The 13752-nt window shown below is 63.4% G+C and carries 11 protein-coding genes; 4 read left to right on the plus strand and 7 right to left on the minus strand.

Translation table 11 applies throughout. The features are described from left to right. Positions 1-131: 131 nt before the first annotated feature. The 3 genes from galE to NKI66_RS20410 all read left to right on the plus strand — a co-directional run bounded on the left by galE (position 132) and on the right by NKI66_RS20410 (position 4312). Positions 132-1127, plus strand: a complete 996-nt coding sequence (gene galE / locus NKI66_RS20400) for a UDP-glucose 4-epimerase GalE (RefSeq protein WP_023813900.1) — start codon at positions 132-134, stop codon at positions 1125-1127. Positions 1128-1232: 105 nt separating this feature from the next. Further along, on the plus strand, positions 1233-2483 hold the full coding sequence (locus NKI66_RS20405) for a D-amino acid dehydrogenase (RefSeq protein WP_023813901.1): 1251 nt from the start codon (positions 1233-1235) through the stop codon (positions 2481-2483). A 2-nt stretch (positions 2484-2485) separates the two neighbouring features. Continuing rightward, positions 2486-4312 carry an alanine racemase gene (locus NKI66_RS20410; protein ID WP_023813902.1) on the plus strand — a complete coding sequence of 609 codons (1827 nt, stop codon included), beginning with the start codon at positions 2486-2488 and terminating at the stop codon, positions 4310-4312. On the opposite strand, the gene NKI66_RS20415 is transcribed toward NKI66_RS20410, so the two are convergent. From NKI66_RS20415 to NKI66_RS20445, 7 genes are all read right to left on the minus strand, one after another. After that, a complete protein-coding gene (locus NKI66_RS20415; protein ID WP_352752754.1) occupies positions 4313-5689 on the minus strand; it encodes an FGGY-family carbohydrate kinase in 1377 nt (458 codons plus the stop codon). Beyond that, positions 5686-6003: an L-rhamnose mutarotase gene (gene rhaM, locus NKI66_RS20420; protein ID WP_023813904.1), complete on the minus strand. Its 318-nt coding sequence runs from the start codon at positions 6001-6003 to the stop codon at positions 5686-5688. Before rhaM ends, NKI66_RS20415 begins: the two co-directional genes overlap by 4 nt. Then, on the minus strand, positions 6003-6998 hold the full coding sequence (locus NKI66_RS20425; RefSeq protein WP_023813905.1) for an ABC transporter permease: 996 nt from the start codon (positions 6996-6998) through the stop codon (positions 6003-6005). The genes rhaM and NKI66_RS20425 overlap by 1 nt, the downstream gene beginning before the upstream one ends. Beyond that, positions 6995-7975, minus strand: coding sequence for an ABC transporter permease (locus NKI66_RS20430; protein WP_023813906.1), 981 nt, complete (start codon positions 7973-7975; stop codon positions 6995-6997). Before NKI66_RS20430 ends, NKI66_RS20425 begins: the two co-directional genes overlap by 4 nt. Next, the gene (locus NKI66_RS20435) at positions 7972-9513 is read right to left on the minus strand and encodes a sugar ABC transporter ATP-binding protein (protein WP_352752757.1); all 1542 of its coding nucleotides are present in this window, start codon (positions 9511-9513) and stop codon (positions 7972-7974) included. Before NKI66_RS20435 ends, NKI66_RS20430 begins: the two co-directional genes overlap by 4 nt. A gap of 84 nt (positions 9514-9597) precedes the next feature. Continuing rightward, on the minus strand, positions 9598-10593 hold the full coding sequence (gene rhaS / locus NKI66_RS20440; RefSeq protein WP_023813908.1) for a rhamnose ABC transporter substrate-binding protein: 996 nt from the start codon (positions 10591-10593) through the stop codon (positions 9598-9600). Between the two features lie 55 nt (positions 10594-10648). Continuing rightward, on the minus strand, positions 10649-11458 hold the full coding sequence (locus NKI66_RS20445; protein WP_023813909.1) for a DeoR/GlpR family DNA-binding transcription regulator: 810 nt from the start codon (positions 11456-11458) through the stop codon (positions 10649-10651). A 184-nt stretch (positions 11459-11642) separates the two neighbouring features. Here NKI66_RS20445 and NKI66_RS20450 point away from each other — a divergent pair, with 184 nt between their 5' ends. After that, on the plus strand, positions 11643-13745 hold the full coding sequence (locus tag NKI66_RS20450; RefSeq protein ID WP_023813910.1) for a bifunctional rhamnulose-1-phosphate aldolase/short-chain dehydrogenase: 2103 nt from the start codon (positions 11643-11645) through the stop codon (positions 13743-13745). The last annotated feature ends 7 nt before the right edge of the window (positions 13746-13752 follow it).

Below are 13752 nucleotides of genomic sequence, written 5' to 3' on the forward strand. Positions count from 1 at the left end.
ACTTTGTTTCAGGACGATGCCACTGGCCGGCAATGCCGGTTACCACGGGTTCCAATGGTCATGCGGCGGGCTTTCCAGTAGAGCGGGGGTTGAGACAGTTTCCGATAAATCTTGGATAAGCGAGGACGCGGATGACGGTTTTGGTTACAGGCGGCGCCGGTTACATCGGCAGCCATATGGTCTGGGAGCTGCTGGATGCCGGCGAAAGCGTGGTCGTTCTCGACCGTCTTTCCACCGGTTTCGAATGGGCGGTGGCGCCCGAGGCCAAGCTGGTCGTCGGCGATGTCGCCGACCGGGAATTGGTCGGCTCGGTCATCAGGGAGAACAAGGTCGACGCGATCATTCATTTCGCCGGCTCGATCGTGGTTCCGGAATCGGTTGCCGACCCGCTCAGCTACTATGAGAACAACACCTCGAAGACGCGCACGCTGATCGAAACCGCGGTGCGCGAAGGCGTGCCCAATTTCATCTTTTCCTCGACCGCCGCCGTCTATGGCGGAGCCGGCCTGGAGCCGGTGCGCGAGGACGCCCGCCTGTCGCCGGAATCGCCCTATGGCCTGTCCAAGCTGATGAGTGAGTGGATGCTGCGCGACGCGTCGATCGCGCATGGCCTGCGCTATACCGCGCTGCGCTACTTCAACGTCGCCGGCGCCGACCCGAAGGGCCGCACCGGCCAGTCGACGCCGGGCGCCACTCATCTGATCAAGGTTGCCTGCGAGACGGCACTTGGCAAGCGGCCGTTCATGCAGGTGTTCGGCACCGATTATCCGACGCCGGACGGCACCTGCATGCGCGACTACATCCATGTCAGCGACCTGGCGGCGGCGCATCGCCTGGCCCTGCAGCGGCTGCGCGCCGGGGGCACCAGCCTCGTCGCCAATTGCGGCTACAGCCATGGCTATTCGGTGCTAGAGGTCATCGACAGCGTGCGCCGCGCCTTTGGCCGTGATTTCGAGGTGAAGATGGGCGACCGTCGCCCTGGCGACGCCGCGGCGGTGGTCGCCAATTCGGATCTCGCCCGCGCCGAGCTCGGCTGGACCCCGCAACGCGACGATCTCGACCAGATCGTCGCCGACGCGCTCGCCTGGGAGCGCATCCTGACCGGCAAGAACTCCGCGCGCGGCTGAGCCGGGTTCTCCCAAGGGCTCGCAAGGCGGGCAGTGAAGCGCTATTGAAGGCATTCGCGGCAAGGCGCGGAGGCGCCGCGCCGCGAGGAGATCTTGGGGGATGGCATGAAAATAACGGTGCTCGGGGCCGGTGTCGTCGGTACGGCGGCCGCCTATTATCTGGCCAGCGACGGCCATGAGGTGACAGTGATCGAGCGCCATCCGGCGGCGGCACAAGGCACCAGCCAGTCCAATGCCGGCCTGGTGTCACCGGGTGACGCCACCGCCTGGGCCTCGCCGGCGGCTTTGAAGACCTTCCTGCGCGGGCTCTACAACCATGATCTCGGCATCAAGGTCAGGCTGCGCCTCGATCCCTATTTCCTCGCCTGGAGCCTGCGTTTCCTGCGCCAGTGCACGGTGGCGCGCCTGCGCGCCAACACCGACATCAAGCTCAGGCTCGCGCTCTATTCGCGCGACTGCATCAATGCGCTTTCGGAAGCCACCGGCATCCACTACGACGAGCGCAAGAAGGGCATCCTCTATTTCTTCCGCTCGCAAAAGAGCCTCGACACCGGTACCGACAATTACCGTTATCTTGCCAAGCACGGCCTGCCGATCGAAATCGTCGGCCGCGACCGGCTGGTCGAGCTGGAACCAGGCCTTGCCGGCGTCAAGGACAAGATTGCCGGTGGCGTCTATTCGCCAACCGACCAGACCGGAGATTCCAAGCAGTTTGTCGACAGGCTGGCCGCCTATGCTGCCGAGAAGCTCGGCGTCAAATTCCTGTTCGCAACGACAGTCGAAGGCCTCGACATCGAGGGCGATCATGTGCGCGCGGTGATGACGTCGGCCGGCCCGGTCGCTGGCGATGCCGTGGTCATCTCGATGGGACCGGAGAGCGGCCTGCTCGGGCGCCGCTACGGCATCGACCTGCCTGTCTATCCGGTAAAAGGCTATACCGCGACGATTCCCTTGGAGGACGAAAGCAAGGGACCGACCATGGGCGGCGCCGACGAGGACCGGCTGATCGGCTATTCCCGGCTGGGCAACCGCTTGCGGATGTCCTCGACGGCTGAATTCACCGGCTTCGATCGAACTTTCAAGCCCGCCGATTTCAAGACGATCATCAGCACCGGCAAGGATCTTTTCCCGGGTGCCTTCGACGAGAAGAAGGCTGTGTTCTGGGCGGGCCTGCGGCCGATGATGCCCAACTCGGTGCCGGTCATCGGCCAGGCGCGCTACAAGAACCTCTATCTCGACACCGGCCACGGCCATGTCGGCTGGACCATGGCCTGCGGCTCCGGCAAATTCCTTGCCGATCTCGTTGCCGGCCGCAAGCCGGAGATCGACCCGCAAGGGCTGGTTTACGGAGGCTAGAAATGTCGGGGCCGCAAGTCGCCATCGACCTTGGCCGCATCGAGCGCAATGCGCGCACGATCGTCGAGCGTTGCGCGCTGTCGGGCATAAAAGTATTCGGCGTCACCAAGGGCACTTGCGGCATGCCGCAAGTGGCGCGCGCCATGCTGCGCGGCGGTGTCGCCGGCATCGCCGAATCGCGCTTCGAGAACATCCGCCGGCTGCGCGACAGCGGCATCAACGCGCCGATCATGCTGTTGCGCAGCCCGCCGATGGCGCGGGTTGAGGAGGTGGTACGCACCGTCGACATCAGCCTGCAGTCGGAACTCGCCACCATCCGCGAGATTTCGCGCATCGCCGAGCGCATGGGCCGTGTCCACGACATCATGCTGATGATCGATCTCGGCGATCTGCGCGAAGGCATCTGGCCAAATGACCTTATTCCGACGGTCGAGCAGATACTGCAGTTCAAGGGCGTTCGCATTGCCGGCATCGGCACCAATCTCGGCTGTTTCGGCGCCATCATGCCGACGCCGGAAAATCTCGGCCAACTCGTCGCCCATGCCTACAAGACCGAGCGCCTGTCCGGCAGAAGCCTCGACGTGATCTCCGGCGGTGCCTCGTCGTCGCTGCCGCTGCTGCTCGAAGGCAGACTGCCGGCCGGCATCAACAATCTGCGGGTCGGCGAGGCGATCCTGCAAGGCGGCGTCGAGACCTTCCGCGACACGCCGTGGGCGGAGCTCGAACCCGATGCCTGCCGGCTGACCAGCGACATCATCGAGGTCAAGCTCAAGCCGTCACGGCCGATCGGCCAATCCGGCTATGACGCCTTCGGCAACCAGCCGGTCTTCCCCGACGAGGGCGACAGGCTGCGCGCCATCGCCAATATCGGCCGCGAGGACGTGCTGGTCGAGGGGCTGACGCCGATCGCCAAGGGGATACGGGTGCTGGGCGCCTCCAGCGATCATCTGCTGCTCGACGTCGCCGATGCCGATCCGAGGCCCTCCGTCGGCGACCGCGTCGCCTTCCGCATGAGCTATGGCGCCATGCTTTTGGCAATGACTTCGGAATATGTCGAGAAGGCCCCGATGCACGACGTCGAGGATTTTTCCGGTCGCAAGATGGTGCAGATCACGGCCGGGCAGGGAGCTGCCGGCATCCTGGCCCGGGAAGGCACCGGCGCCCGGCTGGAAGCGATGAACTTCGACGTCGTGGAACTCGCCGATGTCGAGAGGCCGCCATCGGGGCTGGTCCGGCTCATCGCAGGCGCAGACCGGCGCATCGCCCACAAGGCGCTGACCGCGACGGCGCGCGCGACACATTCTTTCGGCCTGATCTGGATCGATTCGATCGCCGCCCTGATGCCCGAGGACGAGGACGGCATCGACCTGCCGGAAGGCTCGGTGCTGGCGCGTACTCTCGGCCTCGACCACAAGGCGGGTGCGCTGCAGCCGCAGCTGTCGCCGGAAAATGTCGTCATCGTCGGCTTGCGTCACGCCGATCCGGCCGAAGCGCGGGTGCTGAAGGATTCGCGCGTGTCGGCATTCACCATGACCGATATTGACGCCATGGGCATGCGCGACCTGATGCATGAGGCGATACGCATCGCCACCTCTGGTACGCAAGGCTTTCACGTCAGCTATTCGCCGACCGCGACCGAATTCGCCGGCTGGGCTGCGGGCTCCGGCGGGCTGACCGTGCGCGAGACGCATCAGGCGATGGAGGCGATCGCACTCTCCGGCGGGCTACTGTCGATGGATGTGTCGGGCCTGACGGCGGATCTGGAGCCGCGGATCGGCACCGACGCGGTCAACTTCGTCATGTCGGCTTTCGGCAAGCGGATTCTTTGATCAGCCCTGCACGTCCACTGCCGCGCGCCATGCGCTGGCATAATCAACCCAGGCCGGGTCTACAGGCGGTTCTATTCTTTCGCCCTTGCCGTGCGTCGCCGGCTGATCGGATGCCAGCAGCGCCGCGCCGATGCTGGTGCCGGTGGCGGCCTCGGACGCAACCACGGCGCGCGCCGTGGCTGCCGCCAGCATGCCGACAAAGAGCCGGTTACGGGCAAAGGGGCCTTCGACCGTGGTCGGACCGTCCGCGCCGATCAAGTCGAGGCAGGTCGCCGTCATCAACGCCAGATAGAACGAGATGGCGGCAAAGCGCTGGCCGCTGTTCAGGCCCTCGGCATCAAGCCATATTGCGACATGGTGCGGGAATGGGCCCGAGCCTTGCTGGGTCGACGGCAGCAGCAGCATCTTTCGCCCCAACACGGCGCCGACATCATCTTCAGTCCACTGCTCCGGCTGGTCCTTGGTCAGCACGGAAAACTCGCGGCCGCCCATGAAGCGCGCAGAGGGAACGGGATTGCCGAGTGCGTTGACATTGACCAGCGTGTCGCGCGTGGCATCCAGCGCAATCTGTTTGCCGCCGACCGCCATCGACACCACCCAGGTGCCGGTCGAGACGACGGAGAAAGGTGGTTTGTCGGACAGCAGATGCGGCAGCAGCGAGGCGTTGGAATCATGCAGGCCGCAGAACACCGGTGTTTGCGGATCGAGTCCGGTTCGCGCCGCAACAGTGGGCAGGATCGGGCCGAGACGATCCCTGGCCGGCCGCACCGGCGCCATCAGGCTCCGCCAGTCCAGGCTGTCGACCAACGATGAAAAATCCGCCGTCCATGGGTTCCACAGGTCGGTGTGGCAGCCGAGCGAGGTAACTTCGTTGGCGGCGATGCCGGTCAGGCGCAACGCCCAGTATTGCGGGTACATCAGCATCGCGGCGGCCCTGGCGAATTCGGCCGGGAAGCTTTTCTGCTGCCAGAAGAATTGCGCACCGAGATTGAGGCCGAGCGGCAGGCGCGGCGTGCCGGTCTCGGAAAAGAGCGGGCGGATCGCTTCATAATCCGCTGCCAGCCTGTCAGGGCCATCGAACTCATAGTCGAGCACAGGCAGCACCAGTTCACCCGCCGCGTCGACCAGCACGCCGGTCGCGCCGTGGGTGGTGATCGAAATGGCGTCGATGCGCTGTTCGTGGTTGAGGCCGGCAAGGCTTTCGAGGATGAATGCCCACAAGGCCTCGACATCGTGGTGCGGGTAGGGCGCCTGTCGCACCGGCACATTGGCCATTCGGCGCAGCGCCACCTCGCTCAACGTCGCGAGGTCGACCAGCGCCACCTTGGCGTTGGTCTTGCCGATGTCGATGACGGCGATGTGGCGCATAGCACTCATGCCATGTGGAACATTGTTTCCAGCGGCACGGCCACCGGCTCGTTGTCCGGTCTGGTTTCCATGATGTCGGCCATTTCAGCCCACCAGCGCTGCATCACCGAATGCCTGGGCAATTCGTCCATGCCGTGGTCGTCTCGCCGCCACAGCACACCGAACAGGATATTGGTCTCCTCATCGAGATGAATGGAATAGTCGGAGACGCCGGCCTGCTTCAGCAGCGCGAGCAGCGACGGCCAGATTTCGTCATGGCGCTTCTTGTACTCGGCCTTCATGCCGGGCTTGAGCTTCATCTTGAATGCGTATTTTTCGGCCATCAACGCCCTCCGCGGAGTCGCCGCCAGACGATCGGCAAGGCAATGACGATGATCAGCAGCAGGCCGATGAAGATCGACATGACGATGCCGGGCACGTTGAGCAGGCCAAGCCCGAAGGTCACCAGTCCCATGATGAAGGCTGCAAGCACGACGCCAAGAATGCTGCCGGCGCCACCGAGGATGCTGACGCCGCCGAGCACCACCATGGTGATGACTTCCAGCTCGTAGCCTTGCGCGATCGACGGCCGTGTCGAGCCGAGGCGGGAGGTGATCAGCACCGAGGCGATGCCCGACATCAGCCCGGTCAGGCAGAACAGGATGAACTTGGTGCGGCCGACGCGCACGCCGGAAAATTGCGCAGCGACCGGATTGTTGCCGATGGCGAAGACGCGGCGGCCGAAACTCGTGCGGTGCAGAAGGAACCAGTAGACGACGGCCGCGATCAGGAAGAGCACCAGTTCGAACGACACCACCCACCAGACATAGCCCTGGCCGAAGAAGGCGAAGTTTGAGGGATAGCCCTTGTAGGCCTGGTCGCCGAGGATGATGAAGGCGATGCCGCGAAACAGGCTCATCGTGCCGATGGTGACGACGATGGAGGGCAGGCCGAGCCTTGTCACCAGCAGACCGTTGAAGGCGCCGCAGCCGAGCCCGACGACGATGCCGATCGCCACCAGCACCGGCGTGCCGGCGCCGGCCTGCACCGCCATGCCCATCATGGTCGACGCCAGCGCGATGATGGCGGCCACCGACAGGTCGATCTCGCCCGAAATGATCAGCAACGCCATGGCGAAGGCGATCAGGCCCTTCTCGGTGAAATTGAAGGTCAGATCGGACAGCGAGTAGGGATCGAGGAAATAGGGCGAGGCGAAGCTGTTGATGGCGAAGATGGCGACGGCCACGACGACCAGCAGCGCTTCCCAGGAAAAGATCGCCGAACGAAGCGGCTTGTCGAGCCGGTCGGGAATGTGGCGCGGGGCAGGGATGTCGGTCATGTCCCCGCCTCCACCTTTCTCAGGATGATGCGGCCTTGCTGGCGTTCGCCGCGCGCGTTGAGCACGACGGCCAGAATGATGGCGCTGCCCGAAATCGCCATCTGCCAGAAGGGCGAGATGTTGATGACCGGCAGCGCGTTGGAGATGATGCCGAGGAACAGCGCACCGAGCACCGCGCCGCCGACCGAACCGATGCCGCCGGCGATGGAAATGCCGCCGATGACGCAGGCGGCGATGATGTTGAGCTCATAGCCGTTGGCGACCTCGACCGACGCAATCACATAGCGCGAGATCCAGAGATAGCCTGACAGGCCGCCGATCATGCCGGAGATGCAGAAGACGATGAATTTCGTGCGGCCGACATCGATGCCGGCATAGACGGAAGCCGTCGGGTTGACCCCGATGGCGTAGATCGAGCGGCCGAGCGCGGTGCGCGTCATCAAAACGAAGAACAGCGCGATGACCAGGATGGCGATCCACGACAGCACCGGAATGCCGATGAAGGCTGCGCGCTGAAAGCCGATGAATTCCGGGCTCATCTTGTCGGCATTGACCCAGGCACCGCCGGACAGCACGAAGGTGGCGCCGCGATAGATGGTCAGCGTGCCCAAAGTCACCACGATCGAGGGGATGTTCAGCCGCCAGACCAAAAGGCCGTTGATGGCGCCGAGCACCAGGCCGACGGCCAGCGCAATGACGATCAGCAGCGGGATGGGGATTGCCGGATGCGCGGCGTTCAGCATCGCCACCACCATGCCGGTGAAGCAGAGATTGGACGCCATCGACAGATCGATCGACCGGGTCAGGATGACCACCATCTGGCCCAGCGCTAGGATCATCAGGATCGAGGTGTCGTTGAACACCTGGCGCAGATTGCCGGGGTCGGCAAAGGCCGGGAAGCGCGTCGAGATCAGCCCGATCAGCACGACGATGGCCGCGAGCAGCCAGATTTCACGGTATTTCAAGAAAGCTCTCATGCCGCGATCCCCGCTGCCGTCCTGACCAGCGTCTCGGCGTCCAGCCCCTTGTTGTCGTAGACCGCCGCGACAAGGCCTTCACGCATGACGACGACGCGGTCGGACATGCCGAGGATTTCGGGCAGTTCGGATGACACCATGATCACCGACAGGCCTTGCGCCACCAACTCGGCCATGAAGCCGTGCACGGCGGCCTTCGAGCCGATGTCGATGCCCTTGGTCGGCTCGTCGAGGATGATCACCTTGGGCGACGTCGCCAGCCATTTGGCGATGACGATCTTCTGCTGGTTGCCGCCCGACAGCGTGCCGACGTCCTGGCTGAGCGAGGAGGCCCTGAGGTCGAGCCGCTCGGTGTAGGAGCGGGCGAGCGAAAACTCCTCCGACAGCCGCAGCAGGCCTGACTTGGATGTGCGCTTGAGCGAAGGCAGCGAGACGTTCTGGAAGATCGGCAGGCCGATCACCACGCCTTGCTTGCCGCGTTCCTCCGGCACGTAGACGATGCCGGCATCGATCGAATCCGCAGCCGATTTCGGCGCGAGCGTCTTGCCTTCCAGCGTGATCGTGCCGGCTGATGTGCGGGTGATGCCAGATATCGCCTGCATCACCTCGCTGCGGCCGGCGCCGACCAGGCCGTAGAAGCCGAGGATCTCGCCCTTGTGCAATTCGAAGCCGATATCGTTGAATTCGGTCGGATGCGACAGGCCGGAAACGGAGAGCACCGGCGCGCCGATCTCGGCCTTGCGCTGCGGGAAGATGTGATCGACCGCGCGGCCAACCATCAGGCGCACGATCTGGCTCTGGCCGGCATCCTTGATCAGGCCTTCGCCGACCATCTCGCCATCGCGGAACACCGTGTAGCGGTCGGCGATACGGTAGATCTCGTCGAACTTGTGGCTGATGAACAGGATCGCCTTGCCGTCGCTCTTGAGGAACTCGATCAGCAAAAAGAGCTCCTCGATCTCCTTCATCGAAAGCGCGGCGGTCGGCTCGTCCATGATGACGATCTGCGCGTCGATCGACATGGCGCGCGCGACGGCGACCAGATGCTTGTTGGCGATGCCGAGGTCCTTCAGGCGCGCATCGGCGTCGATATGGCCGGCATGCATGGTGTCGAGCACTTCGCGCGCATTTTTGCGCATCGTGCGCCAGTCGATGGTGCGCAAACGCGTGCGCGGCGCGTGGCCGAGAAAGATGTTTTCGGCGACCGTCAAATCGTCGAACAGCACGGTTTCCTGATGGATGGCAGTAACGCCATAGCCGACGGCGGCATGCGCGCTGGGCAGGGTGACTGCCTGGCCGTCGATGCTGATGGTACCCTCGTCGGGCTGGTAGATGCCGGTCATGATCTTGACCAGCGTCGACTTGCCGGCGCCGTTTTCGCCGATCAGCGCCGTCACCTGGCCGGGGTAGAGCGACAGGCTGACATTGTGCAGCGCGCGCACGCCGGGAAAGCTCTTGGAGATGCCGGACAGCGTCAGGCGTGGAGCCGAGGCTAGAGGCTGCTCCTTCACCGTGCCGGGTTGGGCTGTCGTGTCCATAGTCGTATCAAGCCCTGAAACAAGGTCCGTTTAAAGTCGCGGCGGGACGTGAGCTCCGCCGCGACAGCTTGAGAGCGCTCCAGATCAATAAATCTTGGAGAACTTCTCGATGTTCGACTTGTCGAACTGGAACGGCGGAGCCATCGCAGCCGAGTTGGTGTCGTCGAGCGTGACCTTGCCGACGCGGCCGATCGACAGCGTGGCGCCGGGCTTCGCCTCTTCCTTCTTCACCGCCAGATCATGGGCGAGGTAGACGGCCGAGTAGCCGAGGTCGATCGGATTCCACAGCGCAACCGCCTGGCTGGAACCGTTGTCGATAAACTTCTTGAACTCGGACGGCAGCGCCAGGCCGGTGACATTGACCTTGCCGATCAAGTTCTCATCGGTGACGACCTGGGCGGCGGCAACGACGCCGACGGTGGTCGGCGCTATGATCGCCTTGAGGTTCGGATAGGACTTCAACAGGCCCTTGGCCTCATCAGTGCTCTTGGCCGAATCGTCATCGCCATAGACGGTGGCGACAAGTTTGATCTTGGGGAACTTCTCCGGCAGGATCTTCTTGGCCGCATCGATCCAGGCGTTCTGGTTGGTCGCGGTCGAGGAGGCCGACAGGATGGCGACTTCGCCGCCTTCCGGCAGGTAATCGGCGGCAAGCTTGATGATGGTCTCGCCGATCAGGCCGGTGTCGGACGGGTTGAGGTGAAGCTGGCGGCCTTCCTTGGCGACGCCCGAATCCCAGGAGATGACGGTGATGCCGCGTTCCATGGCCTTCTTCAGCACCGGTACCAGCGCGTCGGCGTCATTGGCCGAAATGGCGATGGCGTTGACCTTCTGCGCGATCAGCGAATTGACCACTTCGATCTGCGCTTCGGCGGTCGCCTTGGTCGGGCCGGTGTAGATGATGTCGACATCGCCGAGTTCCTTGGCCGCCTCTTCGGCGCCCTTGTTGGCGGCATCGAAGAAGCCGTTGCCGAGCGACTTCACCACCAACGCGATCTTGACGTTCTCGGCATAGGCGGCATTCACGAACATGGCGGCTGAGAATGCAGCCGTCACCATCAATTTCTTCAAGAAGCTCATCGAATTTCCTCCCTTGAGCGTTGCATTCCATCGCCGCTGCGAGCGCGAGTTGGCCTCAGGCCTGCAGTGAAGATTCTTCCTTGTTGGTTGCGGATGTGCGGGCGACGATCAGCGTCACGCCGGCGGTTTCCAGCATCTTGGCTTCGCGATCCTCGATGCCGTCATCGGTGATGACGGTGGCGATGCGCGACAGGCCGCACAGGATCAGGCTGGAGCGTTTGCGGAATTTTGAGGAATCGACCAGCACCACCAACTCGTCGGCCTGGTCGATCAGCTTCTGCTCCGCCTGGATCAAAAGCGGATCGCCTTCCATCAGGCCAAGCGGCCCCAGCCCCTGCGCGCCCATGAACATGCGGCGCGCATAGAAATTGCGCGTCACGTCATTGTCGAAGGGAGACAGGATGATGTTCTGCTCGCGATAGATGGTGCCGCCCGACAGCATCACCGTGTTCTTGGAGTGCTTGAGCAGGTGCTCGGCGATCGGGAACGAATTGGTGAAGATCGGCATGCGGCGGCCGGTCAGGAAATGCACCATCTGGAAGGTGGTGGTGCCGCCATTGATGATGATCGGTTCGCCGTCCTTGCACAGCTCGACCGCTTCACGCGCAATCGCCCGCTTCTGCGAGGCGTTGATGGTTTCGTTGACGGAAAAGGGCCGGCCGGCCAGCCCGATGAACTGCGGCGGCGAGATTGCCTCGGCGCCGCCGCGGACGCGGCGCAGGCGCTTCTGGACGTGGAGAGCCGCGATATCGCGCCGGATCGTCGCCTCGGAGGACTCCGTCAGGTCGACCATCTCTTGCACCGTCACAACAGGCTTTTCCTGGACGGCGGACAGAATGATCCTATGGCGCTCTTTTTCGTGCATGGTTCCTCCCTGCCAGAGCATCTAGGCACCCAAAACGCGCAGTGTCAATCATTTCCGATCATATAATTTCATTGTGCAGTGCAATATGATCGATCTTGATCGTTTGTGATTGACAAGCCGGCTGCTTCCGTGGAAATTCGAACCAAATGGCCGCGCCTTTTGCGTGCCTTCGGGAGGATTTCTTATGCTCGACAAGCGCACCGGCGCGCGCCTCGCCAATCTGTGGGACGAAGCCAAGGCTCACGCTATGAGCGGGCCGGAACTTCTGGTCTACCGCTCGAACACACTTGGTTCCGACAAGCGCGTCACCAACTATGGCGGCGGCAACACCTCCTCGAAGATATGGCAGAGAGACCCGCTCACCGGCGAGGATGTCGAAGTGCTTTGGGTCAAGGGCTCGGGCGGCGACAGCGCCTCGATCAAGCTGGACGGCTTTGCCACGCTCTACATGGACAAGCTGCGCGCGCTCAAAGGCCTCTATCGCGGCGTCGAGCACGAAGATGAAATGGTCGGCTTCCTGCCCCACTGCACCTTCAACCTCAATCCGCGCGCGGCCTCTATCGACACGCCGTTGCATGCCTACGTGCCGAAGCCTTTTGTCGACCACATGCATCCCGATGCCATCATCGCCATTGCCGCCGCCAAGGATTCGAAGGCGCTGACGAAAGAAATCTTCGGCGACGCCATCGGCTGGCTGCCGTGGAAGCGTCCCGGGTTCGAGCTTGGTCTTTGGCTGGAGAAATTCTGCCTCGAACACCCCGATGCCAAGGGCGTCATCCTCGAAAGCCACGGCCTGTTCACATGGGGCGACACTCCCCGGGAATGCTACGAGACGACGATCTCGGTGATCAACCAGGCGATCGAATGGTTCGAGCGCCGCTCCGAGGGTGTCGCTATCTTCGGCGGTGAGGAGGTCAAGGCACTCGACGCCACCGAGCGCCGTGCCATCGCGGCCAAACTGATGCCGAGGATTCGCGGCCTGATCTCGGAAAAGAGCCACAAAACAGGCCATTTCGATGATTCCGCCGCCGTGCTCGAATTTGTGAATTCCAGGGATCTGCGCCCGCTGGCGGCACTCGGCACGTCGTGCCCCGACCATTTCCTGCGCACCAAGATCCGCCCCCTGGTCATCGAATTCGATCCGGCCAAGCCCGATGTCGATGCGGTGATTGCGCGGCTTGCCGACGACATCGCAGCCTATCGCGTCGGCTACCAGGCCTATTACGAGGGCTGCAAGCATCCGGATTCGCCCGCCATCCGCGATCCCAATGCCGTGGTCTACCTGATGCCCGGCGTCGGCATGTTCACCTTCGCCGGCGACAAGGCGACGGCGCGCATTTCGGGCGAATTCTATGTCAACGCCATCAACGTCATGCGCGGCGCCTCCACCGTCTCGTCCTATGTCGGGCTGCCCGCACAGGAAGCCTTCGACATCGAATACTGGTTGCTCGAGGACCTGAAGCTGCAGCGCATGCCGAAGCCGAAGTCGCTTGCCGGCCAGATCGCGCTGGTCACCGGCGGCGCCGGCGGCATCGGCCGCGCCACGGCCAACCGCCTGCTGCGCGAAGGCGCCTGCGTCGTGCTGGCCGATATCGACGAGACAGCGCTGGCCGGCGCCAATGACGAACTGGCGAAAGTCTACGGCAAGGATTTCGTCCGCCCGGTGTTGATCAACGTCACCTCGGAGGATCAGGTCATTTCGGGCTTTGCCGAGACGGCGGTCGAGTTCGGCGGCATCGACATTCTGGTGTCGAACGCAGGGCTGGCCTCCTCGGCGCCGATCGAGGAGACGACGCTGGCGCTGTGGAACAAGAACATGGACATATTGTCGACCGGTTATTTCCTGGTCTCGCGGGAAGCGTTCCGGCTGTTCCGCGCGCAGAAGATTGGCGGCAACGTCGTCTTCGTCGCCTCCAAGAACGGCCTTGCCGCATCGCCCAACGCTGCCGCCTATTGCACCGCCAAGGCCGCCGAGATCCATCTCGCCCGCTGTCTGGCGCTGGAGGGCGCGGAGGCGCAGATCAGGGTCAATGTCGTCAACCCGGACGCGGTGCTTCGCGGCTCGAAGATCTGGACCGGCGAGTGGAAGGAACAGCGCGCCGCCGCCTACAAGATGTCGACCGACGATCTGGAGGAGCACTACCGCTCGCGTTCGATGCTGAAGCGCTCGGTCTTCCCGGAAGACATCGCAGAGGCGATCTATTTCTTCGCCTCCGACATGTCGGCCAAGTCGACCGGCAACATCATCAATGTCGACGCGGGCAACGCCCAGTCGTTCACGCGCTGAGCGGAGG

Source organism: Mesorhizobium sp. M0518 (genome assembly GCF_040321125.1).
GTDB lineage: Bacteria > Pseudomonadota > Alphaproteobacteria > Rhizobiales > Rhizobiaceae > Mesorhizobium.

Bases quoted from the DNA above. Each gene is read 5' to 3' on its own strand.
- galE (WP_023813900.1), top strand. From the start codon at position 132: ATGACGGTTTTGGTTACAGGCGGCGCCGGTTACATCGGCAGCCATATG.
- NKI66_RS20405 (WP_023813901.1), top strand. From the start codon at position 1,233: ATGAAAATAACGGTGCTCGGGGCCGGTGTCGTCGGTACGGCGGCCGCC.
- NKI66_RS20425 (WP_023813905.1), bottom strand. From the start codon at position 6,998: ATGACCGACATCCCTGCCCCGCGCCACATTCCCGACCGGCTCGACAAG.
- NKI66_RS20445 (WP_023813909.1), bottom strand. From the start codon at position 11,458: ATGCACGAAAAAGAGCGCCATAGGATCATTCTGTCCGCCGTCCAGGAA.
- rhaM (WP_023813904.1), bottom strand. From the start codon at position 6,003: ATGGCCGAAAAATACGCATTCAAGATGAAGCTCAAGCCCGGCATGAAG.
- NKI66_RS20410 (WP_023813902.1), top strand. From the start codon at position 2,486: ATGTCGGGGCCGCAAGTCGCCATCGACCTTGGCCGCATCGAGCGCAAT.
- NKI66_RS20415 (WP_352752754.1), bottom strand. From the start codon at position 5,689: ATGAGTGCTATGCGCCACATCGCCGTCATCGACATCGGCAAGACCAAC.
- NKI66_RS20450 (WP_023813910.1), top strand. From the start codon at position 11,643: ATGCTCGACAAGCGCACCGGCGCGCGCCTCGCCAATCTGTGGGACGAA.
- NKI66_RS20430 (WP_023813906.1), bottom strand. From the start codon at position 7,975: ATGAGAGCTTTCTTGAAATACCGTGAAATCTGGCTGCTCGCGGCCATC.
- rhaS (WP_023813908.1), bottom strand. From the start codon at position 10,593: ATGAGCTTCTTGAAGAAATTGATGGTGACGGCTGCATTCTCAGCCGCC.
- NKI66_RS20435 (WP_352752757.1), bottom strand. From the start codon at position 9,513: ATGGACACGACAGCCCAACCCGGCACGGTGAAGGAGCAGCCTCTAGCC.